Here is a 26,441-nt window from a genome sequence, read left to right as displayed (position 1 = left end):
TCGCCAGCCGTGTTGTTCTCTTTGCGAGAGGCTGGCCGAGAGGAAATTCGCGACTAGGGTTGCGCCAGGTAACGCTCGACCAGACGCGCCCAGTAGGCGGCGCCGATCGGCAGGTTGCTGTCGTTGAAGTCATAGCCGGGGTTGTGGACCATGCAGCCGTCTTCACCGTCGCCATTGCCCAGGCGCAGGAAGCAACCCGGGCGGGCCTGCAGCATGTAGGCGAAGTCTTCGCTGCCCATCAGCAGGTCGGTGTGTGGCACCACCTTGTCGGGGCCGATCAGTTCCTGCGCCACCGCGATCGCGAATTCGGTTTCGCGATCACTGTTGATCACCACCGGGTAGCCCATGAGGTAGTCGATTTCGACCTCGGCGCCATAACTGGCGGCCTGCTGCTGTACCAGTTCGGTGATGCGCGCCTTGAGCAAGTCACGTACCTGGGCACTGAACGAGCGCACGCTCAATTCGAGCCTGGCGCTGCCTGGAATGACATTATTGGCGGTGCCAGCCTGCAAGACGCCAACCGTCACCACCGCCGGGTGTGTGGGGTCGACATTGCGCGCCACGATGGTTTGCAAGGCCATGACGATGCTCGAGGCCACCACCACCGGATCGACCGTCAGGTGTGGCCGTGCCGCGTGACCACCGTTGCCCTTGATGGTGATGTAGACGTTATCGCCCGCCGCCTGCAGCGGACCACGGCGAAACAACATCGTGCCAGCCGGTGCGCCCGGATGGTTGTGCAACCCGAACACCGCGTCACAGGGAAAGCGCTCGAACAGGCCGTCGTTGATCATGCTCAACGCACCGCTGTTGATGCCGTGTTCCTCCGCCGGCTGAAAGTACAGATGCACGGTGCCGGAGAAATTGCGCGTCTGCGAAAGGTAACGGGCGGCGCCCAGCAGCATAGTGGTGTGACCGTCATGGCCGCACGCATGCATCTTGCCGGGATGCTGGCTGGCGTAGGGCAAGCCGGTTTGCTCGAGAATCGGCAAGGCATCCATGTCGGCGCGAATCCCGATGCTGCGCGGGCCGTCACCGACAGTCAGAGAGCCGACCACCCCGGTTTGCCCGACAGCGGTGGTCACCGCATAACCCCACTCCTCCAATTTCCTTGCCACCAGGGCGGATGTTGCCTGTTCTTCGTAGGCCAGTTCGGGATGCTGGTGCAGGTGATGGCGTATCGCGCGTAGCTCTTGGGCCGATTCGGCGAGGTCCGCGACCTCGCAGTAACGTCGGGTAGTGTCCATATCGCTTGGCTTCTCTTTGTGGGTGCTCTTTGTTGTAAGCCGCCGCCGGGCGGGGTGTGAAGCCACAGTAGAGATTGCCGAGTGCTCTGAAAAGATCCTATTTTTTTTAGTATGATCAGTTTTTTTTATCATCACGCAGGCATGAGAACGCCATGAAAATTAATCAGCTCCAGGTGTTCGTGACCGTCGCCGAAGAAAAGAGCCTGCGCGCCGCCGCCCGCTGCCTGAACCTGACACAGCCCGCCGTCACCCGCAGTGTCCAGGAGCTGGAGAGCGATCTGGGCGTGGTCCTGATGACCCGCAACGTACAGGGCATCGAGCTGACCGAATACGGCATAGCCCTGCAAACCCGTGCCCAGCAGATACTCGAAGACCTGCGCCGTGCGCGGGAAGAACTCGATCAGATCAAGAACAACCTGCGCGGCAAGGTCAGGGTCAGCGCGACGTCGACCATTGCCTTGAGCCTGCTGCCAAAAGCATTGGAGCAATTCCAGAAGTCGGCTCCGGATGCCGAAATGACCTTCATGGAAGTCAAATTCCCCCTCGCGGCCCAGCACCTGCGGGATGGTTCGCTGGACTTTGCCGTCTCCCATGTACTGCCCGACATGCTGGGGGACGACCTGATCAGCATGCCGTTGTTCTCGACGGATTTTGTGGTGATGGCGCGGGCGGGACATCCGCTGGCCAAGGCTCGCCACCTCGCCGAACTGGCTGACGCGCAATGGTTGAGCACCGTGCCCTCGGGCGGTTTCCAGCACAGCGTGATGGAGGCGATGTTCGAGCATGCCGCTCTGGCGTTGCCACGGCGGATCATCCACTGCTCATCCTTTGCCATCGCTTTAGGCCTGGTGACCGGCACGGATTCCCTGGTGTTGTTCACGCGGCAGTTGGCCGAGAGCATTGCCGGCCTCGGCTTGCAGCAGATCCCGCTGGAGCAGGCACAGCCGGCGCTTGAGATGAGCATCATCATGCGTAAGGGCGTGCTGCTCACGCCGGTGGCGCAGCGGTTTGTGGAGTGTCTGCAGGCAGTGGTGAAACAGTGACTGCTGAACCTGTAGGAGCGAGCCTGCTCGCGATGGCGGAGTGTCAGGCGACAGAGATGTTGGATGTGCCGGCCCTATCGCGAGCAGGCTCGCTCCTACAGTGGGTCTGTTTTTGACGCGGATTTTGCGTACATCCGCTGTACCTGTGGGAGCGAGCCTGCTCGCGATGGCGGGGTGTCAGGCGCCAACGTTGCTGGATGTGCTGGCCCTATCGCGAGCAAGCTCGCTCCCACAGTGGGTCTGTTTTTGATGCGGATTTCGCATACGTCCGCTGTACCTGTAGGAGCGAGCCTGCTCGCGATGGCGGAGTGTCAGGCGACAGAGATGTTGGATGTGCCGGCCCTATCGCGAGCAGGCTCGCTCCCACAGTGGGTCTGTTTTTGACGCGGATTTTGCGTACATCCGCTGTACCTGTAGGAGCGAGCCTGCTCGCGATGGCGGGGTGTCAGGCGCCAACGTTGCTGGATGGGCCAGCCTCATCGCGAGCAGGCTCGCTCCTACAGGGGGCATCGTTAGCGCTTGAACGCGTACATCCCGCCCAGCACCACCAGCAGCGCCCCCACCACCAATGACGTCTGCAACGTCTCACCAAACAGCGTCACGCCGAATATCGACGCGAACAGCAACAGCGAATAGTTGAACGGTTGCAGGGTCACCGCCGCCGCGTACTTCAACGCCTGCAGCAGCAACAGCTGGGCGATCACCCCGCTGACTGACAACACCAGCAGCAGGCCCGCTTCCACCGGCGACGGCGCCACCCATTGCGGCACGCCGAACAGGGTCGAGGCCAGCGCGCCCCAAAAGGCCATGTACAGCATGTTGGTGCCGAAGCTGTCGACCAGGCTGATCTTGCGAGTCAGCACGCTGAAAAACGCGAACATCACCGCACCCGCCAGCGGAATCAGCGAGGTCAGGCTGAAGACGCCCATGCCCGGTTTGAGAATGATCAGCGTGCCGGCAAAGCCGATCACCCCGGCCACGCATTGCCGTGAACTGACCGACTCACGCAGCATCAGGGCCGCCAGCCCCATGGTCAGCAACGGGAAGATCGCGTAGATCGCATGGGTCTCGGCCAGCCCGAGAAAACGCAGCGCCAGGCCGAAGACCATGATGTCGAACACCGCGATCAGCGACCGGCTCATCTGCAACCAGGGATGGCCGGTTTTCAGGGCATTGCCCAGGCCGCCCTTGACGTGCACGAAACACAGGGCGAACAACAGGAAGAACCAGTAGCGCACCATGATCAGCTGCACCACCGGCAGGTCCTTGACCAGTATCTTGGTGATCCCGTCCTGGGCGGCGAACACGAACATGGACATCAGGCACAGCCCGATACCGATTCGCGTACTCCTCGCCCGCCCTGCTTCATTGACCGTCGCTTCACTCACTGGCGGTACCGCTGTGCTCATGATGGATCACGTCCTTTTTTTGATCGCGGGCGACGCCACGGAACATTCCGGTAGCAACTACGCTATGGCGATGAATCCGTGTTTCTACCGCAAATGCTTCTTCAGGACATGTCCATGAGCGCCGCTTCGTTATCCGAACTCGATGCCGCCCTGCCCGCCCTCGCCCGAAAAATCCGCGTGCTGGATGCCCTGTCCTGGCCCGACGGCGTCGAGGAGACCTTCCTGGACCATTGGCGTCGCGGCCAGGCACGGCTGCCCGACGTCGAACTGCGCCCGCGCGAGCACAGTGCCGACATCGCCGCGCTGGAGTCCTTCATGGGTCGTTGCGACAAGGGCCATCCCGCCGGCAACTTCCTTGCCGTGACGGCGCAGAGTTATGCCACGGCCGGCCGCATGCTCGGGGCCATAGGCACACCCGCCTTTACCCAGTATTCACAGGCACTCTATCGGCGCCCGGATTTTCCTTATCCACGCCTGAAAGTGAACATGCTCGACGCGGCGCGCTTCTTTCTCGAAACCACCGACGCGCTGCTTGGTGGTGCGCAAATACCGCCAAGCACGGCCGAGATCCCGGCCGAAGACTTCGCAGCCTGGATGCGGCCCGAACTGGACCGCTTCTTCGGCCCCGAGCAAATCTCGGTGGTGCTCGACCCCAATCTGGCGGCCAAGGCGATTGCGGGGTCCAGCCGTATCCGCCTGCGTGCCAGCGCCCTGTACTCGGAACTGGACAAGCAGCAGCTACTCCAGCACGAGGCCTTCGTGCATGTCGCCACCGCTCAGAACGGCGCGCTGCAGCCCAAGCTCAAAAGCCTTGCCCTGGGAGCACCACGCACGACCACGACACAGGAAGGCATTGCCACCCTGGCCGAGCTGTTCACCGGCAGCATGGACATCAACCGCTTGCGTCGCCTGGCCCTGCGCTTGCTGGCGGTCCAGCAGGCGCTGGACGGTGCCGATTTCATTCAGGTGTTTGAAGGTTTCCTCGATGCGGGGCAGTCAGAAGAGGAGTCCTTCCGGTCCACCCAGCGGATTTTTCGCGGCGCGGACTTGCGCGGCGGCTCGGCGTTTACCAAGGACGCCGCCTACCTGACCGGTTTGCTCGGTGTGCATACCCTGCTGCGCCTTGCGATCCGCGACAATCGACCGGAACTGGTCGGGCGTCTGTTTGCCGGGCGCCTGAGCCTTGGCGACACGATACGCCTGGCGCCTCTTTTCGAGTCCGGCTGGCTTCAGGGGCCGGTGCATGTTCCCGACTGGGCGCGGGATTTGCGGCGCCTGGCCGCCAATCTGGCCTTCTCTGCCTTTATCACCCGAATCGATCTGCAGGTGCTGGATCTGGAGGTGTTCATGACGTTCGCCGACAAACATGAAGCCGATGCCAGCGCGCAGTGAGGGAGGTTTTCCTGCTCCGGGCTTTACAAGCCATTTCAAGCCTTCAGAATGTGCGCAAAGTATCTATCCGGTTAAGGTTGAGTCGACGGTCAATGAAGCCCGCATGTTAAGGAAGACTCACCCAGGAACCTGGCTCACCTGCGCCCTTCTGGCATGCACGCTCCAGCTGCTCGCCGCGAGCGCCAGCGTCGCACAGGAGACGCTGACGATCATGGTCGAAGACGCCGCCGCACCCTGGTCGAAAAGTGACGGCACCGGCTACGCCAATGACGTGGTCGTCGCCGCCTTCAAGGCGATGGACGTGCAGGTGCAACTGCGGGTCGTGCCTTATTCGCGCTGCAAGTACATGGTGCTCAACGGCCAGGTCGCCGCGTGCTTCAACATGAGCTGGCAACCGGGGTTCGAAGGCAGGATCAAACTGGCAGAGCGGCCGATCTTCAACGTCAGCAACGATGTGTTTGAACCGGTCGACGCGCCTTTGCCAAAGCCTGCGCAGGGACAATGTGTCTTGCCTGCGGGGACCGTGCTTGGCATTACCCGGGATTTTGAATACTCGGACCAGGTCATGGCCCTCAAGGCCTCAGGGGTGGTGTTCGAGAATTCCCTTTCGGATTCGACAGGCCTGCAAAAACTTGCCGCCCGGCGTTTTCAGGCGGCATTGGTCATGAGTAACGATCTCGAAGCCAGGAATCAGAAAGCCAGGCAATCGGGCACGGAAAATACCGTGCGCTTCGCTTTCAATTGCGGCGTGGTGAACTCGACCATAGGTTTCAGCGTCACACATCCGGATGGCTTGCGGGCGCTCAAGCTGTATGACGAAGGCTATCGACGCATCGAGGCCGACGGCGTGCTCAACGATATCCACCGCCGCTGGTTTCCACTGTAATGGCTCTCCCTGTAAGAGCGAGCCTGCTCGCGATGGTCGTCAACGATAACGCTTGCGCCCTGACACCCCGCGGTGTTCTGTCGTCCATCGCGAGCAGGCTCGCTCCTACAGAGGGGTGTGGGCTTTCAAGTAATATTCCAGCAAGTCGATAATCGATAAATCCTTCAGCTACCGGCGCGCCAAGATGGATCAAATCCTTTCCCTGCTCTCCGACACTATCCCCAAGGCTCAAACCCTTGAGCAACTGACCCGCCCGTTGTTGACCCTGCTCAGTCAGGTCACGGGCATGGAATCGACCTACCTGACCACCATTGATACCGACGAAGGCATCCAGCGTGTCGAGTTCGCCCGCAACGTGGGCGACATGGTCATCCCCGAAGGCCTCGTCGTGCCTTGGGCCGACACCTTGTGCAAGCGGGCGCTGGACGAGAACCGCATGTATTCGGACAACGTGGCCGAGTGCTGGAGCGACTCGGAAGCCGCCGCGGCCCTGGGTATCAAGACCTATGTGAGTGCCCCGATCAAATCCCAGGACGGCGAAGTGCTGGGTACGGTGTGCGCCGCAAGCTCCGATCGAGTGACCCGTTCTGTTGAAGTGGAGCCATTGCTGAAGCTGATGTCAGGCCTGCTGGGCTACTCCCTGGAACGTGAGCGGCTGGTAGAGAAGCTTCAGGTCATGAATACCGAGTTGACCCGCCTGGCCCTGTCCGACCCCCTCACCGGCCTGTCCAACCGCCGCGCCATCCTCAACGATGCCGCGCGCCTGTTCGCCCTGGCCCAGCGCGAGAACAAGTTCATCCTGATTGGCGTCATTGACCTGGATGGCTTCAAGCTCATCAACGATACCCACGGCCACCTGGCGGGAGACCAGTTTCTGTGTGGCGTGGCCAATCACCTGCAGCATGCCCTCAGAACCAGCGACGTCATCGGGCGTACCGGGGGCGATGAGTTCATCGTGATCGCGCTGGGTACACCATCGGCAGAGGATGGCCTGGCCAAGGACATGTCCCATGCCGCCGAACTGCTGCAGGAGCGCCTGAGCCAGGCGACTATTGGGCGGTATGAGCTGGGTCACGATCTGGACGATATCGACTACGCCGGCGCGAGCGTGGGTGTGGTGGCGGTGATGCCTGGCAGCGTGAGTGTCGACGAGGCTACCAAGTTGGCGGATCGCGAGATGTACCGGGTGAAACAGCAGCGCAAGGCGCAAAGGTAAGACTGTGTGCACGCCCCAAGGACCGTATGCGGCCTTGGGGGTACAGCTCATCAAACCATCAGGTGCGTCCCACGGACCCCGTCACCGGCAGGTTCCCCAGCAGGTTCAGCCCGGTCGTCTTCACGAACGTCTGGTAATCCATCGGCTTTTCTATACGGGTTTCCGCGTTCGGCAGCACATAGGCCCACGCACGTTTGGACGATGCGTCGTACACCAGCTTGTACAGACGCGTAGGCACCCAGACCTTGTTGTCACCGACCGTGCCGTGGCCCGAGTCGAACAGCGGCCCGGTAAACACATAGACATCGCCCCCGGCGCGCTGGGCGAACTTCCTCACGTCAGACTCGACCTTGCTCCAGATCTTGCGGTTGTTGGTGGGATCTTGCGGGACCATGTTCGACAGCGCGAAGGACTGAGCCATCGCATTGGGATTCGGCGCGTCCGCCGCCGGGGATTGATGGCCACGGTCCACCGCCGGTTGCTGGCTGCGGTAGTCACTCAACTCGGCCCGCGCGCCCTTGGGGATGCGTGGGTCCGCATAGAACTGGTTGGTACGCTCCTCGCCCTTGGCATCACGCAACAGCGCTGCACTGAGGCGCTCGACCACCACCAGCGGTGTCTTGCTGGTTTGCGAGTACAGCACCGCAAAGTTATCGGAACACAGGGCCAAAGGCTTCATGGTCGCGGGAACTGTGGTCATGGTCAGCGGCTTCGATGAAGGGAACAGCTCGGCGCAGCCATCGAACGAAGCCTGCTTCTGTTTGCTGGAGTACAGATCCAGCGCCGCACTCTGGCTGATCGAACCCGAGCGCGAGCCTTGTTCCTGATGCTGGGCGGGCGGCTTGATGAAGTCCAGCAGACTGCGGGCTTGCGCCCCGGAAGAGAGCAAAACAAGGGCCGACAGCCCAACTGCAATTTTGCGTAGGTGCATGGGTTTTTCTTCGAATTGGATGTGGAGTGAAGGTACGGCGGGTGCTGATTGACGGAGTCAGGCCGTGCGGGATTGATTGACCGTAACAAATCACATAAGTGCTGGATATCAATGATTTTCAATGAGTTTTTTTCGCCGGTGCGGCAAACGGCTGCGCCTGCAAAGGCAATCAACAGGCAAAAAAAATGGCCCACTTGCGGGTGGGCCAGAAAATCTTACGCCAAAGGACGCGGGAGCAATGAATGAGTCTGGATGGGCAACCAGAACATCAGTATCCGCGTGGGATGCACTTTAAACAGCTGGGGAGAGTTACAGAAATCATGGCCGGTAATACTGACTATTGAAGAATAAGATGCACTCGAACTCAGCTGGCTATTTCAGAGTTTTCTTCAATGTGATACGGGGTATCGATTTCTCTTAGTCTTCGTAGTGACTGATTTTTCGGGATTTTTTGAACATGATGTTTTCATTTTTTGCAGTTGCTTTTTTAGCGCTCAGGTGCTCAAGCGTTAGCAAAAAATAGCCATAGTCTTTCTATGACTAATGGTGTTTGATCAATAAACACGTCCTTGCAGTGAACGATAACCATCAGAAATTACCCACGAACCACCCTTGGACAATATGTACTTTTAGTACTGTTTCACTGCCCGTCCCTTTCACCACTCCCCTGACGCAACACCTTCCCCACCTCCATCTGCATCTCATACGCCGGCGCCTCCACCGCATTGAAATCCTGCGTGTAACGCTGGGCAAACCCTTCGACACCCCACTCCTGATATTGCTGCACATGCTTGAGTTCGTGGGCCCAGAGCGCGACGTTCTGCTCGGCATCCTTGGCATCTCGGAAGATGATGATGTCGACCAGCGTCACCGCGCCGATATCGGGGTTTTGCAGCATCGCGGTGGCGGCGCTGAACTGGCCGTTGTCGCTGACTTTGTACAGCGCAGCGTCGAGGACGCTGGGGGCGTACCAGCGCAGCAGTTGTTCGCGGATCGGTTCCGGGATCGGTTGAGTGCCGGCCACGGCGGCTTCGGCGCGCGATTGGGTGAGCCACAGCGCCAATGCTGGTGCAGCCATCTGGTAGAGGCCGGTGATCTGGCCCAGGTCCGGCAGGCAGATGCATTCATCCAGGCAAATCTGTTTCTGGCCTGCTGGGCAGGTGGTGGCCTGCGCCGACACTTCAAGGCTCAGGCACAGGGTCAACAGCGCCAGCAAGGGGGCGGTGAAACGTGGCATCAGGGCTCCAGGGAGGGTGACTGATCGAGGGTTGGCTCCGTCCGCCAGCGTTTGCGCGCATGGACATAAGCCGCCAAATCGCTGTAACCGAGCTGTGTGGCGATTTGAGTGCGGCTGTTGCCTTGCAGTTCCAGATACTGCTCCAGTTCAGCGCGGACCCGATCGAGCAGATATCGGAAGGTCATGCCTTCCTCTTCCAGGCGTCGACGCAGGGTGCGGGCGCTCTGATGCAGCTCCTGGGCTTGGGTTTCGATGCTGGGGACTTGGCCCGATATGAGGTTCTGGCGAATCCCCTGTGCCACCCTGCCCGCCCAGCCGCTGAGTTGATGCTGCTGTGACAGGCGGCGATCCAGTTCCTGGCGCAGCACTTCCTGCATCCCGGCGTGATGCGTCTGCAACTGAACCTGAAGGCTGGAACGGGTGAAATACAGACGGTTGTGCTCACAGTCGAACTGCACGTTGTCGCCGAACCATTGGGCGTATTGCCCGTGATAAGCCGGTCGCGGATGCATGAAGCAGGCACGCTGCGGCACCAGACAGATCCCTGCGCCAATGCGCAATGCGCTGAGCGACATCACGCTGTAGTGCTCGACGACATAGCGCACCAGGCTGGCCGGCGCATCAATGCGCAGCTCCACACCCAGGCAATTACCCTCTTCAACCAGCACGACGTTGTCCATGTCCGAGGCCAGCTTGGCGTAACGCGCCCAGAAGCGGATCGCTTCCTCAAGGTCGACGCTATACAGAGCCGCGTGGACCAAAACGTGCCAGTCCTGGCGACTGAATTGCGAGAACAGGTTCAGGCCGATAGCCGGATCATCAGCGGCGGCTTTGGCCCAGAGCTGCTCGAGGGCCACCATGCTGTAGTTGCTGCGTTCTTGCAGCGTGCGGTTCTGCAGATAGCGTTCCAGCACCCGCCCCAGCGGGCCACGGTGAAATCGCTCGGTCGAAGGGTTGACCGCTTTTCGGGTGATTCTGTCCGCTTTGCACATATCTCGTGTCGGCCCTGTGGTTTCTTATTGGATGGCCTTGCCAATATCGGCTCACACCAGAGAGTGCCATGAATACAACAATAATCACCAACAGTCCGATACCGATCATCATCGCCATCCTGATTGGCTTCATCGTCCTCGAAATTGCCTGTTCCTGCTTCACCCAGCCCCGTGGGCAGCGGCGGGACGCGATCATTGAAATCGTCGGTTCCAGCCTGCTGATGCTGGTCACCCTGCCGCTGGTGACGTTCCTCACCCAACTGTTGCTCGACCACTTCGCGCCGCAACTGAAAAACAGCCTCGTCGGCCTGCATTGGTTGCTCGGCCTGGGCCTGTTTCTGGTGCTGGACGACATGACCCAATACTGGTGGCATCGACTCAGCCACAAGGTGCCGTTCCTGTATGCACTGCACCGTGCACATCATTCGGCGCCCTACATGAGTATCCGCATCGTCTACCGCAACAACAGTTTCTATTACCTGTTGATGCCCGGCCTGTGGTTCTGCGGCGTGCTGATCCATATGGGACTGGCCCATGTTTACTTCGGTTACTTGATCGTCAAGATGCTCGTCATTTTCTCCGCCCACAGCAGCGTGCCCTGGGACGAAAAGCTCTATCGGATCCCGGCGCTGCGCCCGCTGATGTGGATTCTGGAGCGGACCATTTCCACGCCCGCCACCCATTCGGCCCATCACGGTTTGAATGCCGATGATGGCGTCACGAACTACAAGGGCAATTTCGGCAACCTGCTGTTCCTCTGGGACGTGTTGTTCGGCTCGGCGAAAATCACCCGCCGTCGCCCCGAGCACTACGGCATCGAAGACATGAAGCCGGTGAGTTGGCAGGAGGAATTGTTCTGGCCGCTGGCACGCAGCAAAAGTTTTCAAATTCAAACCCAAAACTCGCCCAACCAGGAGCTCGCCAAATGAGCCTGAACATCGCCCTCATCGCCGGCTCCAGTCAGGCCGATAGCCAATCCGCCAAAGTCGCCGCTTATCTCGGCGCTCGCCTGCAAGCCCTGGATGTGTGCGCGCAACCCAAGGTGATTGACCTCGGCACCGCGCCCCTGCCTTTGTGGCCGGCCGAAGACCACCACGGCATCTGGGCCGACCACAGTGCCTTGCTGCGTGAAGCAGACGCGCTGGTGGTGCTGACCCCGGAATGGCACGGCATGGCGTGCCCGGCCCTGAAGAACCTGTTCGTCCACGCCGGTTACAAGGAACTGGGCCACAAGCCGGCGCTGCTGGTGGGGATTTCCTCCGGCCAGGGCGGCGCCTATCCGCTCAGTGAATTGCGCGCTTCGAGCTACAAGAATTGCCGCATCTGTTACCTGCCCGAGCAATTGATCGTGCGTCAGGTGGAGACCGTGATGAACGGTCCCGACAGCGCCGGCGCCGAAGACTTGCGTATCCGCAACCGCGCCGACTGGTCACTGCAGGTGCTGGGTGAATATGCCCGGGCGCTAAGTGGATTGAATCAACGGATCAGCGTGGACGATCCGGAGTTCGCCAACGGTATGTAACCGCATCGACCCTATACATGTGGGACATTGTCTATCTGTGGGAGCGAGCCTGCTCGCGATGGTCGTGAACGATGACGCGGGCTGTCTGGATGCCCGCGGTGTCTGAGCCTTCATCGCGAGCAGGCTCGCTCCTACAGGTTTAATTAAGCGCTATTAACTAATATATATAGCGCCTGCAAATTACTCGCCGCCGGTCGCCAAACTTCGCGGTAATAACCACAACTTTTTCAAGTGAACTAGTCTCTTTCTCCAAGTTCGGCTGGAGATACTCCAATGCCACTGGCTGAAGAACAAAAAACACAGCGCCGAAAGGAAACCCTGCTGTTCCTGTTTCTGGTCGTCTGCCTGTTCCCCTTGCTGTCCGTGGCCATCGTCGGTGGCTACGGCTTCATCATCTGGTTTTTCCAATTGCTCTACGGCCCGCCCGGACCGCCTAACTGATCAACTTCGGCAAGCGCCTGATGGAGTCAGTCCATGGATGAAACCCTGCATATCGCCAGTCTTGTGGTACTCGCCCGGCCGCAATTGTTTGAAGCGGTCAAGGCCAACTTGCGGCTTCTTGATGGCCTGGAACTGCATCAGGAAAGTGCTGCCGGAAAATTGGTCGTAGTGCTTGAGACAACCCACGAAGACCAGATCCTGCAACGCATCGAACAGATCAACAACTTGCCCGGCGTTCTCAATGCCGCGTTGATCTATCACCAGGTTCTCGACCACGCAGGGGAAACCCAATGAGCATGACCCGCCGGGAATTCGTCAAGGCCCAGGCCGCCGCCATTGCAGCCGCCGCTGCCGGCCTGCCCATCGCCACTTCCGCGAGCAACCTGATCACCGAAGCGGACATGGTCACCCTGGACTGGAACAAGGCGCCCTGCCGTTTCTGCGGCACCGGTTGCAGCGTGATGGTCGCGACCCGGGACAACAAGGTGGTCGCCACCCACGGTGATGTGAAGGCCGAGGTCAACCGTGGGTTGAACTGCGTGAAGGGTTATTTCCTGTCGAAGATCATGTACGGCGTCGACCGCCTGACCCAGCCACTGCTACGCATGAAGGATGGCAAGTTCGACAAGCAGGGTGAGTTCCAGCCGGTGAGTTGGGACAAGGCCTTCGACATCATGGAAGAAAAGTTCAAGCAAGCCCTGAAAAACAAAGGCCCCGAGTCCATCGGCATGTTCGGTTCCGGGCAGTGGACGGTGTGGGAAGGCTACGCCGCCAACAAGCTGATGAAGGCCGGGTTTCGCAGCAATAACATCGACCCCAATGCGCGGCATTGCATGGCGTCGGCGGTGATGGGCTTCATGCGCACCTTTGGCATGGACGAACCGATGGGCTGCTATGACGACATCGAAGCCACGGACGCCTTCGTGCTCTGGGGCTCGAACATGGCCGAGATGCACCCGATCCTCTGGAGCCGCGTGACGGACCGGCGCCTGAGCCAGCCCCATGTCACCGTCGCGGTGCTGTCGACGTTCGAGCACAGAAGCTTCGAACTGGCCGACATCCCCATGGTGTTCAAGCCGCAAACGGACCTGCTGATCCTCAACTACATCGCCAACCACATCATTGAAAGCGGCGCGGTGAACAAGGATTTCATCGGCAAGCACACGCGCTTCGCCAAGGGTGCCGACGACATCGGTTATGGCCTGCGTCCCGACGATCCCCGGGAAAAACAGGCGAAGAATGCCGACAAGGCCAACACCTGGACCGACATGTCCTTCGAGGACTTCGCCGCGTTCGTCAAACCCTACACCCTGGAACGCACGGCGAAGGAAACCGGGGTCTCGGCCGAGCGCCTCAAGAGCCTGGCCGAGCTGTACGCCGATCCCAAGCGCAAGGTCGTGTCGTTCTGGACCATGGGTTTCAACCAGCACACCCGTGGGGTCTGGGCCAACAACCTGGTCTACAACATCCATTTGCTCACCGGCAAAATCAGTGAACCGGGCAACAGCCCCTTCTCGCTGACCGGCCAGCCCTCGGCCTGCGGCACCGCGCGGGAAGTCGGGACCTTTTCCCACCGTTTGCCCGCCGACCTGGTGGTGACCAATCCCAAGCACCGCGCCCACGCGGAACAAATCTGGAAGCTGCCCGATGGCACCATCCAGGAAAAAGTCGGTTTCCATGCGGTGCAACAGAGCCGCATGCTCAAGGACGGCGTGCTCAACGTGTACTGGACCATGGCCAGCAACAACATGCACGCCGGCCCCAACATCATGCAGGAGGTGTTGCCCGGCTGGCGCAACCCGCAAAACTTCGTGATCGTCTCGGACGTCTACCCCACCGTGTCCGCCCAGGCCGCCGACCTGATCCTGCCCACCGCCATGTGGGTTGAAAAGGAAGGTGCCTTCGGCAACGCCGAACGTCGCACGCAGTTCTGGCATCAGTTGGTGACCGCACCGGGCGAAGCCCGGTCGGACCTGTGGCAACTGCTGGAGTTCTCCAAGCGCTTTACCGCCGACGAGGTGTGGCCCGCCGAGCTGTTGGCCAAGGCCCCGCAATACAAGGGCAAGACGCTGTTCGATGTGCTGTACAAAAACGGCCAGGTCGATCAGTTCCCGGTCGAGCAGATCGAAGCCGGCTACAAGAACGATGAAGCCAAGGCCTTTGGTTTCTATGTGCAAAAAGGCCTGTTCGAAGAGTACGCGCAATTCGGCCGAGGCCATGGCCATGACCTGGCCGGCTTCGACCGCTACCACAGCGAGCGCGGCCTGCGCTGGCCAGTGGTCGACGGCAAGGAAACCCGCTGGCGCTACCGCGAAGGTCTCGACCCCTATGTCGAAACCGGCAGCGAAGTGCAGTTTTACGGTCAGCCGGACAAGAAGGCGATCATCTTCGCCCTGCCCTACGAACCACCCGCCGAAGCCCCGGATGCCGATTACCCGTTCTGGCTCAGCACTGGCCGGGTGCTGGAACACTGGCACACCGGCACCATGACCCAACGGGTCGAGGAGCTGTACAAAGCGGTGCCCGACGCGCTGGTCTACATGCACCCCGAGGACGCCAAGGCCCTGAAGGCGCGGCGCGGCAGCGAAGTGAAACTGATCAGCCGGCGTGGCGAGATCCGCGCGCGCATCGAAACCCGCGGGCGCAACAAACCACCGCGCGGGCTGGTGTTCGTGCCGTTCTTCGATGCCAACAAGCTGATCAACAAGGTCACGCTCGATGCCACGGACCCGATCTCCAAGCAGACCGACTACAAGAAATGCGCCATCCGCATCGAATTGATCAGCGCGGCTTGAGGAGAACCGTCATGCCCTTTCGAATCCTGCCGTTGGTGTTGCTCGCCCTGATCGGTGCGGCGATCGCCGCCGAAGTCGATTATCCGCTTGATGCCCCGGCCCCGGATGGTCGTCGCCCCGGCGGCACCATCACCCAGAACCAGCCGGCCCCACCTCTGGCTGAAGATGAAAACAAGGACATCAAGCGCGAGCGCAACTACCCGGACCAGCCGCCGACCATTCCCCACAGCATTCGCGGTTACCAGATCGACAAGAACGGCAACAAGTGCCTGTCCTGTCACAGCCGGGCCAATAGCGCGCGCAGTCAGGCGACGATGATCAGCATTACCCACTACATGGACCGCGACGGTCAGGCGCTGGCGGCGGTTTCACCCCGTCGCTACTTCTGCAACCAGTGCCATGTGCCGCAAAAAGACGTGCAGCCGCTGGTGGGCAACAGCTTCGAGACCATCGACAAAATCCTGCAAGACGACGCCAACAACGCGAAGAAGCCTTGAGGAGCTGCCATGAAAGCACTGTTCGCCCTGCTCAAGGACTACTGGGGCACCCTGCGTCGGCCCAGTGTTTATTACAGCCTGGGCTTCCTGACGCTGGGAGGCTTTATCGCCGGGATCATTTTCTGGGGTGGTTTCAACACCGCGCTGGAGTTGACCAACACCGAGAAGTTCTGCACCTCCTGCCATGAGATGCGCGACAACGTGTTCGTCGAGTTGCAGGAGACCATTCACTACACCAACCGCTCCGGCGTGCGTGCCAGTTGTCCGGACTGCCACGTACCCCATGAATGGACCCACAAGATCGCGCGCAAGATGCAGGCGTCGAAGGAAGTCTGGGGCAAGCTGTTCGGCACCATCGACACCCGCGACAAATTCCTCAGCCTGCGTCGTGAGCTGGCGGAGCATGAATGGGCCAGGCTCAAGGCCAACGACTCGCGCGAATGCCGCAACTGCCACAACTTCGAATTCATGGACTTCACCCGCCAGAGCAAACGCGCGGCGGCCATGCACTCGACCTCGCTGGCCAGCGGCGAGGCCACCTGCATCGATTGCCACAAGGGCATCGCCCACAAACTGCCGGACATGAGCGGGGTCAAGGGTTGGTAACATTCAATCCCCTGTAGGAGCGAGCCTGCTCGCGATGGTCGCAAGAACGCCACGGGGTGTCAGGTGCCCAGCGTTTTCGTTGTCGACCATCGCGAGCAGGCTCGCTCCTACAAGGTTTTTCAGAAGGTGTGAAACAGCATCAACCCACCCTCGGCATCCGGGCTGGCATCCGAGAAGCCCTTGACCGCATACAACTGGACTTTCCACTCGGGGTTGAGCTTGTGGGTGAGGAACAAGGTCAATTCCTGAATCTCTGAACCGGTGGAAACGACTTTCTCACGCCAGTCATAGGAAGCGCCCGCCGATGTACGTGGCGCCACGGGCATGGCGAAGCCGAGGGTGGTAAATATCGGGTCGCGAAAATTGGTGCCGGCCGGGTCGCCGAATTTTTTCCAGCCCAGGGTGGCAAAGCCGGTCACCCGACCAAAGGCCTTGGCGACGTCGACCTGGGCGGTGTAGTCGGTCTTGCCGGTGCCCAGGCACTGGGATTCATCGGCCGTGGGAAACTTGACCTTGCCGATCAGGTCCAGCAACAGCCCCCCTTCACTGCCATCGAGCAACGCATAGTCGACGCTGGTAACGGTATCGCCCATGCCGCTTTCCACATCCCTGCAACCGCCAGGCAACGGGTCGCCATCGGGGCCGACTTCGGGGTTGGTGATGCGCAGCCAGGGCACGGTGACCTTGTAAATCATGGGACCTGTTTCGTACTTGGCCACGACCGGCACGTACCAGATTTCCGACGTGGTGCCCGTGCCATAGTCGCCGCTGGAATAGTCGACACCGATGGCGGTGCTGAAGGTATCGGCCAGGGCAGGTATGGAAAGACTTGCCAGCAGGCCGGCAAACAGGGGGAGCGTGGGTCTCATCTTCACCTCAAAGTCCCGTTGAGAACTGTGATCGGACTTACCCAGCCTAGTTGTTTATTTCAGGGTTGCAGAAATGACTGTGCCGCTCATGGTTAGCGGCCTGATCGATCCGGATGGTCTACCTTTTCGGTTTTCTCGACTGTCTCTATCTTTTCCGGCTTTTCCACCCTCTCTACGGTTTCCGGTCGTTCAACCTTCTCTACCCGCTCCGGGAGCTCTACTTTTTCCACCTTCTCGACCTTTTCCGGTCGCTCGACTTTCTCTACTTTTTCGACCTTCTCCGGTCGCTCAACTTTTTCAACTTTTTCAACTTTCTCCGGCCGTTCTACCTTTTCGACTTTCTCTGGCCGCTCTACTTTTTCGACTTTCTCAACCTTCTCCGGGCGTTCGACTTTCTCGACTTTCTCGACTTTTTCGACTTTCTCGACCCTTTCAACCTTCTCGACTTTTTCGACTCTGTCGGACGGCCCGCTGTTGTCTACTTTTTCCGGCTGTTCCACTTTCTCGACCCGATCGGATTTGCCGGACTTGTCTACCGATTCAGACTTGCCGCTTTCAACCCGGTCGCCGCTGTTGCCCCGGCCACTGTTGTCATCAACGCTTTCCACGCGCTGCCTTGAATCGCCACTACCACTACCACTACCACTACCATTACCACTACCACCACGACCGCTATTGCTGTCGCTGTTATTGCTGCTGCCGGAGCGCCCGGAGTCATCGGTGCCCTGCTCAGTGTCCTGCCCGGTGCCACGCTCCAGGCGACCCCGGCCCGAGTTATCGATACGTTCACCATTGAATTCGACGCGGGTGGCACGAATTTCACGTGTACCGCTGAACACCCCGCTGATCCGCACGCGTTGGTCAACGCCCAATGAGGTAGACCGCTCGCCGACAAACACGGTATCGCTGCCCAATGTCACGTTGAAACCACCGACCACCACACGACGATCCTGTCGGCTCTGCACCAGGCCCTCGATCACGGCCTGATGTACGTGGCCGGCAAACGGCAGGCTCGGGTCGGGACGGCTTTGCGCAACTTCCAGTTGACGACCGGACCATTGGCCACGCACCAGCACTTCCTGCGCCGGCGCCACGCGAGTACCCAGTTTCAAGCCCTGCAGGGTGCCGGCACGATCGACCATACCGATCGCACTGGCTTCCTTGAGACCCGGCGCCCGTTCGATACGGCTGGCCACCACTTCGCCCTGGGCATCGCGCAGCCCGCTGACCCTGACCGGATCGCCCGGCCGCAATCCTTCGGCCACCCTCGCCCCCGCCGCCAGACGCACCGGCTGCCCCATGACCCGCAGTGGCGCCTTGGCGTTCGGCAGTGCCGTCAGCGGCCCTTCATAGACGTTGAGGATCGAAATGCGCCCGGCTTGCAGGCCGCGCTTGGTGGGGAATGCTTCTACCGCGACGACCTGGCCGATCGCCAGATGTTCGCTGCTGGCGGCGACACCGTTTTCGCTGACCGGTACGTCCTTGCCGAAGTGCACTTCCATGCCGTTGACGCAGATCGACGCGAACCCGGTGATGGTGCCGACGATACCGGTGCCGCCGGTACCGCCCGGGCTGAAGATCGGTGCGCCAGTGCCGCCCACTCCACCGTTGTCACGATGAATGATGGTGCCATCCACGCCTGCCGCTACCGCACCCGTACCGCCGGTGCCGCCAGGGCGTTGCCGGACGGGCGTGCCCGTGCCGCCTGCATCATTGCTGACGCCCGTGCCGCCGACCCCACCGACCTTCGCCCCGGTACCCCCGGTGCCGCCCGGGAACTGCAAGCCGGCTGCGCCTGCCATGCCGACTTCATCGCGGCTGATACACGCCGGCGCTGCGTCCACCCACGCGGGAGCCACCGGGTTCAACCACAAACCCAGGACGAGCGTGACGGCACTGAAGCAGCGCTTGAGGGAAATCATGGGGCAGGATTCACCGACGAATTGGGATCGGTAGGCTCAGTGTAGAAATAAAGTCCGATGGTGATGCGCTGGCGTTGTTCTTTGCTTGGCAAATCCACCGTTTCGAGGTCTGCGGCCAGCCGGCTGAACTCCAGCAACGTCTGCATTCCCTCGCTGGCCACGGCTTCGCGCAGCTTGTCGACGCTGACGGCACTCAAGGCATCATAGTGCACGCTACGTTCGAAGAGCGGTTCGCCTTCACCGCTCAGGTTATGCACGGCGGCGCTGGCATGGTCGTGCAGGTTGTGGCCCAGGTACGCGGCCTTTTCATCAAAGCCCTTCTGCGGCACAAATGCCTGGGCCTCAAGGTGCACGCAGTCCTGTTCATCGAGCCGCACGATACCCAGGCGCAGCCACTCGTCGAGCACGACCCGCGCGCGGATGTCGGTGCTGATCTTCGCCACCAGCGCATCGAAGGAGCAATCGCCACCGGCACTGGCCAGTCGTGGCAATGGCAATGCGTGTCCGGCGCGCTTGCAGAAAGGCTGGTTGTTGGTCCACGCATTGACCAGCTGCGCGCCCAAGGTAATGTTTTCCGGCAAGTTTGAGGTCGAGGCTTCGCTGTCGTCCCGCAGGCGCCGGACATCCTTGCGATGCACCCCCGTGAGCAGGCTGATGCGACTGTCGCTCGGGACTTTGTCGTCCAGGCGAAATTCCCGATCAGCCACATCGACGAACACCTCTTTGAGCAGATCGGCGAACACCGTATAGGTGATGCCTTTGCGCAGCATCAAGCGCACCAGCGGGCGCATGACCCGCTTGAGAGCGCTTATCAGTGAGGGAGGGAGCGTGGGCGCTTGCATTCAGAGAGTTCCTGGACAGATAACCCCAGTATAACGACGCGGGAAAAAATCCCATACGAGCTGTTGCCCACTTTTTCGGGATGCTGTGAGTTGTCCTTGCTCAAACCCCATACAAAACCCGTCCCCTGGGTTTTGTATGAGATCTCATTTATGAGCGTCAGCTCCTGCTGTTGTCATCCCCGGCTTCGCCGCCGACGTGAACGCCGCGGTCATCACCCGGTTCGCCACCCAGATGGTTGCCCCGATTATCACCAGGCTCGCCGCCAACATGATTGCCGTGGTCGTCGCCAGGCTCGCCGCCAACATGATTGCCATGATCGTCCCCGGGCTGACCGCCCACATGATTGCCATGATCGTCGCCAGGCTCTCCACCAGCGTGATTGCCGTGATCGTCGCCGGCTTCAGCATGATTGCCGTTGCGCCCGGAATTCGAGTTCCCAGCGTGGTCCGAGCCCGCATCGCCGTGACCGCTACCACTGTTGCCGCCACCATTGCCAGCATGACCGCCGCCGTTCCCACCACTTCCGCTACCGCCGCCATTGCCACCATGGCCGCCTCCGTTACCGCCGCCACCGCCACCGCCACCGCCGCTACCGCCGCCGTTTCCACCGTGACCACCGCCGTTGCCGCCACCACCTCCTCCGTTACCGCCTCCGCCGCCGCCGTGGCCACCACCATTACCGCCGCCACCGCCACCGCCTCCTCCACCACCACCGCCGCCATGACCGCCACCTTCTTTGGCGTAGGCGCTGGAGTCGTGGGAAATCGAATCAGGGATCAAGACGATGGACGCCGACAGCACGCCACCGATCGCCATCGCCAGTAGAGCCTTTTTGAACAGTGTATGAACCTGCATAAACCGCCTCCTGGCCATTACCGCGAGAAACGTCGAATCAAGTCGGGAATGGTCATGGTTTTTTTGGAATTCTGTGCGTGGGATTTTTTCCCACATCGAAAAGCTAGCCCTCTTTAAGCGGACCTTCAAGCCGCGCACGGAAAAGCCGACCGGTGGTAAATGAGGGTTCTGCGAAGCGTGGGCAACAGCGACCCGGCATCGCTTGGCAGTCTTCACAATGATTCCGCTGTAATGGCACCCCGCGCTGATAGCCAACGTAGACACGCCACCGCCCTCAAAATCCTTCCTCGAAAGCCGAATAAATAGCCTGCTATTTGTTAATAAATGTCTGAAGTATTGATTTGAACTTTCAGATTCTTTCAGGGCGTTGTCTGTGCCTAACATCGGCCCAACAGCGAGCCAGCATCGGTATCGCTCCACAGGTTCAGCCAAGGCTGAACCTTGATCGCTTGGCAGTCCGGAACCGTGCCTTTGCAGCCAGTCCGGGTTTTTTTGAGGATCACCGATGAAGCTGGAAATTTTCCGCACGCTGTGGGGCTACACCGCCAGCAAGGCACAGGCTCTCGACGAGCTGCTGCAAGCCGGCTTTGACGGCATGGAAGCACGCCTGCCGCTGGATGGCCGTGAACGGGCCGAGTTTGGCGCCTTTCTACGGGCCAATGGCGTGGGCTATATCAGCACCGTCTTTACCGCGTACGACGTCCTCCCTGACCAGTCGGCGACCCCCGCCACCCACCTCGATGATCTGAACCAGAAACTCGCCTGGGCCGCCGAACTCGCCCCGCGTTTCGTCAACGTGCTGGCGGGCAACGATCGCTGGTCTTTGGCGCAACAAGTGGAGTTTTTCGGTCAGGCAATGGATCTGGCGCACAAGCACGGCCAGGTCTGCAGCTTTGAAACCCACCGCTCGCGTTCACTGTTCAATCCCTGGGTCACCCTTGAGCTGATCCGGCAATTGCCCGACCTGCGCTTCACCAGTGACATCAGCCACTGGGTCGTGACCTGCGAGCGCCTGCTCAATGACCCGGCCGATGACCTCAGCGCGTTCGTCGAGCGGGTTCACCATATCCAGGCGCGGGTCGGTTATGACCAGGGGCCGCAGGTTCCGCACCCCGCCGCCCCCGAGTATTCAAAGGAGCTGGCTTTCCATCAGCAGCACTGGGAAAGCATCTGGCGCTCGCAGCAAGAGCGCGGCTACCAGGTCAGCACCCTGACTCCGGAATTCGGCGCCGACGGTTATCTGCATCATTTGCCCTTCACCAATGTCCCGGTCGCCGACCTGTGGTCGTTGAACGTGTGGATGGGCCAGACCGAACGCGAACACTTCGAGCGTTTCCACCCCTCAAGCAACCCCTAGGAGTCTTTGGGTCATGCCTGACAATAAAAATAAAAGCGCAGACACACACAAAACCAGTTTCAAGAGCATCCCGGTCGTCAGCATCGCCGGCCTGTTCAGTTTCGAGCTGGAACACCGCCTGGCGGTGGCCGAACAACTGGGCCGCGCCGCCAGCGAAGTCGGCTTCCTCTATATCACCGATCACGGCATCGACCCGTTGCTGATCAGCAATCTGCGCAGGGCCGCCCGGGATTTCTTCGCCCAGCCCTTCGACACCAAGATGCAGCACTACATCGGTACCTCGCAGACCCATAAGGGTTTCGTGCCCGAAGGTGAAGAGGTCTATTCCAAAGGCAAGCCGGACCACAAGGAAGCCTTCGATGTCGGCTTCGAAGTTCCTGCCGATGATCCGTTGGTGCTGGCGAATACCCCTTTGCTGGGGCCTAACGACTGGCCGTCGCTGCCCGGCTTCAAGGAGTCGGTACAGGCTTACTATGAAGCGATCTTCGCCCTCGGCCGGCGCCTGTTCGGTGGCTTCGCCCTGACCCTGGGCCTGGAGGAAAACTACTTCGACAGCCTGGTGACCCGTCCACCGTCCAAGCTGCGCCTGATCCACTACCCCTTCGACGGTGCCGCCCATGACGCACCGGGCCTGGGTGCCCATACCGATTACGAGTGTTTCACCATCCTCCTGGCCGACAAACCGGGCCTTGAGGTCATGAACGATCTTGGCCAATGGATCGATGCACCGCCGATGGCCGATGCCTTCGTGGTCAACATCGGCGACATGCTGGAGGTGATGACGGCAGGCGCCTTCGTCGCCACCGCGCACCGGGTACGCAGCGTCAAGGAGGAACGCTATTCGTTTCCACTGTTTTATGCCTGTGACTACCACACCCAGATCAGGCCGTTGCCCGGGTTCGCCCAGAGCGGCCAGGAGTACGAGGAAATCACCATCGGCGAACACATGTATGGCCAGGCGCTGCAGACCTATCAGTATCTGCGCCAGCGCGTGGCCAACGGGGACGTTCAACTGCCAGGCAAGGCACGCAAGCCCGCCAGTTTCGGACATTTGAAAAATCAGGCGCAACCGTCCTGATTGAAGTTTTCAGCTACACCCTACCTACGCCGGAGTCAGTAAAAAATGAAAAACAATAAGAAGAACCTCTTGAGCCTGGCTGTATTGGCAGCCGGCGTGTTCGGTGCCTCGATGAGCATGGCGGCGGACACGTTCAAGGTCGGCATGGAAATCACCTACCCGCCGTTCGAGTCCTACGACCAGGACAAGAACGTGGTGGGTTCGGACCCCGAGCTGGCAACGGCTCTGGCCAAGCACATGAACGCCAAGGTGGAGTTCGTCGACACCAAGTTCCCGAGCCTGATCCTGGGCTTGAACTCCGGCAAATACGACGCGGTCATTTCCGGCATGTACATCACCCCGGAACGCCAGACCCAGGCGCAGACCATCGCCTATGCCAACACCGGTGCCTCGGTCATGGTGCCCAAGGGCAGCGAACTCAACGCCAAGAAGCCTGAAGACCTGTGCGGCCTGAAACTGGGCCTGGAACAAGGCACCACCTGGGTCAAGGAATTCCGCAAGCTGTCCGATGAATACTGCGTGCCGAACAACAAGGGTGCGATCACCGTCAGCGAATACCCTTCGGCCCCTGAAGTGACCCAGGCCTTGTTGTCGAAGAACATTCAGGCCCAGGTGGAAATCGCTGGCGCCGCCAAAATGATCGCGGAAAAGACCAATGGCCGGGTGGTGATCACCACCGAGCATCCGATCTACCAGCAAACCCTGGGTATCTTCGTCAAGAAAGGCAATGACGCCACCTATCAGGCGGTGCAGAAGGCCTTCGAGGAAACCAAAAAGAGCGGTGAATACGCCGCTATCCTGAAAAAGTACGGCCTGGAAGAACCGACCGCCAACTAAGTATCTGTCCTTTTAGTCTGGTTATCTGCCACCCCTTCACCGGGGCGGCAGATCGAGGTGCCCTATGCAATTCGATTGGTCGTATTTCCTCTCCCTGTTTTCCCTTCCCGACTTCTGGCATGCCTGCGTCACGGTGATCCAACTCAGCGCCCTGGCCTGGTTCATCGGCATGTTGCTGGGCTTTCTCCTGGCCACCGCCAAGCTTTCGCAATCACCGTTGCTGCGCATTCCGGCGTCGGTCTATATCTGGTTCTTCCGCAGCATCCCGTTGCTGGTGCTGGTGGTCTTCGTCTACAACCTGCCGCAACTGTTTCCCGGCAGCGGCTCGATTCTGTCCGACCCCTTCTATTCCGGCCTGCTGGCGTTGGTGGTTACTGAAGCGGCGTACATGGCGGAAATCCATCGTGGCGGGCTGATCTCCGTGGCCAAGGGTCAAAGGGAAGCCGGGCGCGCCCTGGGTGTCGGCCTGTTCGGCATGCAACGCCTGATCGTGATCCCCCAGGCCTTTCGTATTTCGTTGCCCACGCTGATCAATGAATACATCACCGTGGTCAAGCTGACCTCGCTGGTCTCGGTCATCTCCCTGACCGAAATCCTCACCGTCGGCCAACGCCTCTACGCCACCAACTTCCTGGTCCTGGAAACACTGGCCGCCGTCGGCGTCTACTACGTGTTGATCGTCACGGTATTCGGTTATTTCCTGCAGCGCCTGGAACGCCACCTGGACCTTAACTTCCGCAAGCCGCACGCCCTCGACGCGGCCGCCGTGGCCAAACTAAAGGCCAGCGCCGAAGCCTTGCCCGATACCGCGCCAAAGGCCGCCGGCAACAATTCGACGCCGATCCTGCAACTCAAGAACATCCAGAAAAGCTATGGCACCCACAAAGTGCTGCTGGGTATCGACCTGAATGTCGAATACGGTCAGGTGGTCTCGATAATCGGGCCTTCCGGTTCGGGCAAGACCTCGCTGATCCGCACGGTCAACGGCCTGGAAACCATCGATACCGGCGAGATTTCGCTGTTCGGCGAGACATTCATCGAAGCCTCGGACAAGCCCAACAGCTCGCGTCTGCGCAAGGGCGTGCGGCACATCGGCATGGTGTTTCAGAACTTCAACCTGTTCCCCCACCGCACCATTCTCGACAACATCACCCTGGCGCCTCGTTACCATGGCCAGCCGGGTGAATTGAGCGAGCATCGTGCCTATGCGCTGCTGGACAAGGTCGGCCTGCTGGCCCATGCCCACAAGTACCCGCAGCAGCTCTCCGGTGGTCAACAACAGCGCGTGGCGATCGCCCGGGCCCTGGCGATGGAACCGCAGATCATGCTGTTCGACGAACCCACCTCGGCCCTCGACCCGGAACTGGTCAACGACGTGCTCAACGTGATCCGCGACCTGGCCAAAGAAGGCATGACCATGCTGATCGTGACCCACGAAATGGACTTCGCCATGTCGATTTCAGACCGGGTGGTGTTCATGGAAAACGGTAATGTGCAACTGGACGCCGCACCTGACACCATCCGCTGCAGTGCCGAAGGCGAACGTGTGCGACGCTTCATGGGCATTGGCAGCCGCTCGCCGGACCTGGCTGAAACGTTGCAAAGGCCTGAGCCGGCGGCTGTCATCAGCCACCACTGATCATTGAGCTTCTTTTTCAGGGAATCACGCATGAATCTTGGAATTGCAGGACGCTGGGCGCTGGTGTGTGCCGCCAGCAAGGGGTTGGGTAAGGCCTGTGCGCAGGCGCTGGTGCGCGAAGGTGTGAACGTGGTGATCACCGCACGGGGCGAACGGATTTTGAATGAAACCGCCGATCAGCTTCGTGCGCTTAATCCCGAAGTGACGGTCATCGCCGTCGCTGGAGACATATCCACGCCCGAAGGTCGGACAGCCGCCCTGAACGCCCACGAGCATTTCGACATCCTGATCAACAACGCCGGTGGCCCGCCTGCCGGCGACTTCCGCAACTGGGACCGCGATGTCTGGCTCAAGGCGCTGGATGCCAACATGCTCACGCCGATCGAACTGATCAAGGCCACGGTGGACGGCATGGCGGAACGCGGATTCGGTCGGATCATCAACATCACCTCCAGTGCGGTGAAGTCGCCGATCGAAAGCCTGGGTTTGTCCAACGGTGCGCGCAGTGGCCTGACAGGCTTCGTCGCGGGGCTTGCCCGCCAGGACAGCATTGCCAGTCGCAATGTCACGATCAACAACCTGCAACCGGGTTCATTCGACACCGACAGGTTGCGCGACAACCTGCTCGGCGCTGCCGAGGAGATGGGGCTGACCGGTGAGGAATTCCTCGACGAATGCCGCCGTGAAATTCCTGCCAAGCGTTTCGGCACGCCCGAGGAATTCGGTGCACTCTGCGCCTTCGTGTGCAGCAGCCACGCCAGCTACATCACCGGGCAAAACCTGCTGATCGATGGCGGGGCCGTGCGTTCCAGCCAATAAACAACCAC

25 protein-coding genes are annotated in these 26,441 nt (G+C 60.3%); 16 read left to right on the top strand and 9 right to left on the bottom strand.

Annotated elements, in window-relative coordinates:
- Window positions 1-53 precede the first annotated feature (53 nt).
- Window positions 54-1,247, bottom strand: coding sequence for a M20 aminoacylase family protein (locus tag DKY63_RS03200; protein WP_110962790.1), 1,194 nt, complete (start codon window positions 1,245-1,247; stop codon window positions 54-56).
- Window positions 1,248-1,399: 152 nt separating this feature from the next.
- Here DKY63_RS03200 and DKY63_RS03195 point away from each other — a divergent pair, with 152 nt between their 5' ends.
- Window positions 1,400-2,290 (top strand): LysR family transcriptional regulator, encoded by an 891-nt coding sequence (locus DKY63_RS03195; RefSeq protein ID WP_110962789.1) that lies wholly within the window; start codon window positions 1,400-1,402, stop codon window positions 2,288-2,290.
- A 512-nt stretch (window positions 2,291-2,802) separates the two neighbouring features.
- Here DKY63_RS03195 and DKY63_RS03190 read toward each other — a convergent pair.
- Window positions 2,803-3,699, bottom strand: coding sequence for a DMT family transporter (locus DKY63_RS03190; protein WP_110962788.1), 897 nt, complete (start codon window positions 3,697-3,699; stop codon window positions 2,803-2,805).
- Between the two features lie 114 nt (window positions 3,700-3,813).
- On the opposite strand from DKY63_RS03190, the gene DKY63_RS03185 reads away from it, so the two are divergent.
- The 3 genes from DKY63_RS03185 (at window position 3,814) to DKY63_RS03175 (ending at window position 7,193) form a co-directional block, all read left to right on the top strand.
- The gene (locus tag DKY63_RS03185) at window positions 3,814-5,091 is read left to right on the top strand and encodes a flavohemoglobin expression-modulating QEGLA motif protein (RefSeq protein WP_110962787.1); all 1,278 of its coding nucleotides are present in this window, start codon (window positions 3,814-3,816) and stop codon (window positions 5,089-5,091) included.
- Window positions 5,066-5,977 carry a substrate-binding periplasmic protein gene (locus DKY63_RS03180; protein ID WP_162634838.1) on the top strand — a complete coding sequence of 304 codons (912 nt, stop codon included), beginning with the start codon at window positions 5,066-5,068 and terminating at the stop codon, window positions 5,975-5,977. Before DKY63_RS03185 ends, DKY63_RS03180 begins: the two co-directional genes overlap by 26 nt.
- Before the next feature lie 184 nt (window positions 5,978-6,161).
- A complete protein-coding gene (locus DKY63_RS03175; RefSeq protein ID WP_110962785.1) occupies window positions 6,162-7,193 on the top strand; it encodes a sensor domain-containing diguanylate cyclase in 1,032 nt (343 codons plus the stop codon).
- A 58-nt stretch (window positions 7,194-7,251) separates the two neighbouring features.
- Here DKY63_RS03175 and DKY63_RS03170 read toward each other — a convergent pair whose 3' ends face one another.
- The 3 genes from DKY63_RS03170 to DKY63_RS03160 form a co-directional block, all read right to left on the bottom strand.
- Entirely contained in the window at window positions 7,252-8,124 is an 873-nt protein-coding gene (locus DKY63_RS03170; protein WP_110962784.1) for a DNA/RNA non-specific endonuclease, read from the bottom strand.
- Between the two features lie 640 nt (window positions 8,125-8,764).
- Complete coding sequence (locus tag DKY63_RS03165; RefSeq protein ID WP_110962783.1) at window positions 8,765-9,361, bottom strand: eCIS core domain-containing protein; 597 nt, start codon at window positions 9,359-9,361, stop codon at window positions 8,765-8,767.
- Window positions 9,361-10,353, bottom strand: coding sequence for an AraC family transcriptional regulator ligand-binding domain-containing protein (locus DKY63_RS03160; RefSeq protein WP_110962782.1), 993 nt, complete (start codon window positions 10,351-10,353; stop codon window positions 9,361-9,363). The genes DKY63_RS03165 and DKY63_RS03160 overlap by 1 nt, the downstream gene beginning before the upstream one ends.
- A gap of 68 nt (window positions 10,354-10,421) precedes the next feature.
- On the opposite strand from DKY63_RS03160, the gene DKY63_RS03155 reads away from it, so the two are divergent.
- The 7 genes from DKY63_RS03155 to DKY63_RS03125 all read left to right on the top strand — a co-directional run bounded on the left by DKY63_RS03155 (window position 10,422) and on the right by DKY63_RS03125 (window position 16,214).
- Window positions 10,422-11,282: a sterol desaturase family protein gene (locus DKY63_RS03155; RefSeq protein ID WP_110962781.1), complete on the top strand. Its 861-nt coding sequence runs from the start codon at window positions 10,422-10,424 to the stop codon at window positions 11,280-11,282.
- Entirely contained in the window at window positions 11,279-11,875 is a 597-nt protein-coding gene (locus DKY63_RS03150; RefSeq protein ID WP_110962780.1) for an NADPH-dependent FMN reductase, read from the top strand. The genes DKY63_RS03155 and DKY63_RS03150 overlap by 4 nt, the downstream gene beginning before the upstream one ends.
- A gap of 273 nt (window positions 11,876-12,148) precedes the next feature.
- Window positions 12,149-12,316: a periplasmic nitrate reductase, NapE protein gene (gene napE / locus DKY63_RS03145; protein WP_110962779.1), complete on the top strand. Its 168-nt coding sequence runs from the start codon at window positions 12,149-12,151 to the stop codon at window positions 12,314-12,316.
- 33 nt (window positions 12,317-12,349) lie between these two features.
- Window positions 12,350-12,610 carry a chaperone NapD gene (locus DKY63_RS03140; RefSeq protein WP_110962778.1) on the top strand — a complete coding sequence of 87 codons (261 nt, stop codon included), beginning with the start codon at window positions 12,350-12,352 and terminating at the stop codon, window positions 12,608-12,610.
- Window positions 12,607-15,111, top strand: a complete 2,505-nt coding sequence (gene napA / locus DKY63_RS03135; RefSeq protein WP_110962777.1) for a nitrate reductase catalytic subunit NapA — start codon at window positions 12,607-12,609, stop codon at window positions 15,109-15,111. Before DKY63_RS03140 ends, napA begins: the two co-directional genes overlap by 4 nt.
- Before the next feature lie 11 nt (window positions 15,112-15,122).
- On the top strand, window positions 15,123-15,608 hold the full coding sequence (locus DKY63_RS03130; RefSeq protein WP_110962776.1) for a nitrate reductase cytochrome c-type subunit: 486 nt from the start codon (window positions 15,123-15,125) through the stop codon (window positions 15,606-15,608).
- Between the two features lie 9 nt (window positions 15,609-15,617).
- The gene (locus tag DKY63_RS03125) at window positions 15,618-16,214 is read left to right on the top strand and encodes a cytochrome c3 family protein (protein ID WP_110962775.1); all 597 of its coding nucleotides are present in this window, start codon (window positions 15,618-15,620) and stop codon (window positions 16,212-16,214) included.
- 119 nt (window positions 16,215-16,333) lie between these two features.
- Here the strand turns inward: DKY63_RS03125 and DKY63_RS03120 are convergent, their stop codons facing one another.
- The 4 genes from DKY63_RS03120 to DKY63_RS32540 form a co-directional block, all read right to left on the bottom strand.
- Window positions 16,334-17,083, bottom strand: a complete 750-nt coding sequence (locus tag DKY63_RS03120) for a hypothetical protein (RefSeq protein WP_110962774.1) — start codon at window positions 17,081-17,083, stop codon at window positions 16,334-16,336.
- A 92-nt stretch (window positions 17,084-17,175) separates the two neighbouring features.
- Window positions 17,176-19,005, bottom strand: a complete 1,830-nt coding sequence (locus DKY63_RS03115; RefSeq protein WP_110962773.1) for a DUF5666 domain-containing protein — start codon at window positions 19,003-19,005, stop codon at window positions 17,176-17,178.
- The gene (locus DKY63_RS03110; RefSeq protein ID WP_110962772.1) at window positions 19,002-19,847 is read right to left on the bottom strand and encodes a DUF6502 family protein; all 846 of its coding nucleotides are present in this window, start codon (window positions 19,845-19,847) and stop codon (window positions 19,002-19,004) included. Before DKY63_RS03110 ends, DKY63_RS03115 begins: the two co-directional genes overlap by 4 nt.
- 157 nt (window positions 19,848-20,004) lie before the next feature.
- Window positions 20,005-20,703: a hypothetical protein gene (locus tag DKY63_RS32540; protein ID WP_162634836.1), complete on the bottom strand. Its 699-nt coding sequence runs from the start codon at window positions 20,701-20,703 to the stop codon at window positions 20,005-20,007.
- A 505-nt stretch (window positions 20,704-21,208) separates the two neighbouring features.
- Here DKY63_RS32540 and DKY63_RS03100 point away from each other — a divergent pair.
- The 5 genes from DKY63_RS03100 to DKY63_RS03080 all read left to right on the top strand — a co-directional run bounded on the left by DKY63_RS03100 (window position 21,209) and on the right by DKY63_RS03080 (window position 26,433).
- Window positions 21,209-22,060: a sugar phosphate isomerase/epimerase family protein gene (locus DKY63_RS03100; RefSeq protein ID WP_110962770.1), complete on the top strand. Its 852-nt coding sequence runs from the start codon at window positions 21,209-21,211 to the stop codon at window positions 22,058-22,060.
- A 13-nt stretch (window positions 22,061-22,073) separates the two neighbouring features.
- On the top strand, window positions 22,074-23,138 hold the full coding sequence (locus DKY63_RS03095) for an isopenicillin N synthase family dioxygenase (RefSeq protein WP_110962769.1): 1,065 nt from the start codon (window positions 22,074-22,076) through the stop codon (window positions 23,136-23,138).
- Between the two features lie 45 nt (window positions 23,139-23,183).
- Window positions 23,184-23,975, top strand: coding sequence for an ABC transporter substrate-binding protein (locus DKY63_RS03090; RefSeq protein WP_110962768.1), 792 nt, complete (start codon window positions 23,184-23,186; stop codon window positions 23,973-23,975).
- Window positions 23,976-24,039: 64 nt separating this feature from the next.
- Window positions 24,040-25,614, top strand: coding sequence for an amino acid ABC transporter permease/ATP-binding protein (locus DKY63_RS03085; RefSeq protein ID WP_110962767.1), 1,575 nt, complete (start codon window positions 24,040-24,042; stop codon window positions 25,612-25,614).
- Between the two features lie 30 nt (window positions 25,615-25,644).
- Window positions 25,645-26,433: an SDR family oxidoreductase gene (locus DKY63_RS03080; RefSeq protein WP_110962766.1), complete on the top strand. Its 789-nt coding sequence runs from the start codon at window positions 25,645-25,647 to the stop codon at window positions 26,431-26,433.
- Window positions 26,434-26,441: the final 8 nt, after the last annotated feature.

The sequence above is a fragment of the Pseudomonas putida genome, from assembly GCF_003228315.1.
Taxonomy (GTDB): Bacteria; Pseudomonadota; Gammaproteobacteria; order Pseudomonadales; family Pseudomonadaceae; genus Aquipseudomonas; species Aquipseudomonas putida_S.
The sequence above is the reverse complement of the archived record's forward strand: the minus strand, read 5'-3'. Positions and strand labels throughout refer to the sequence as shown.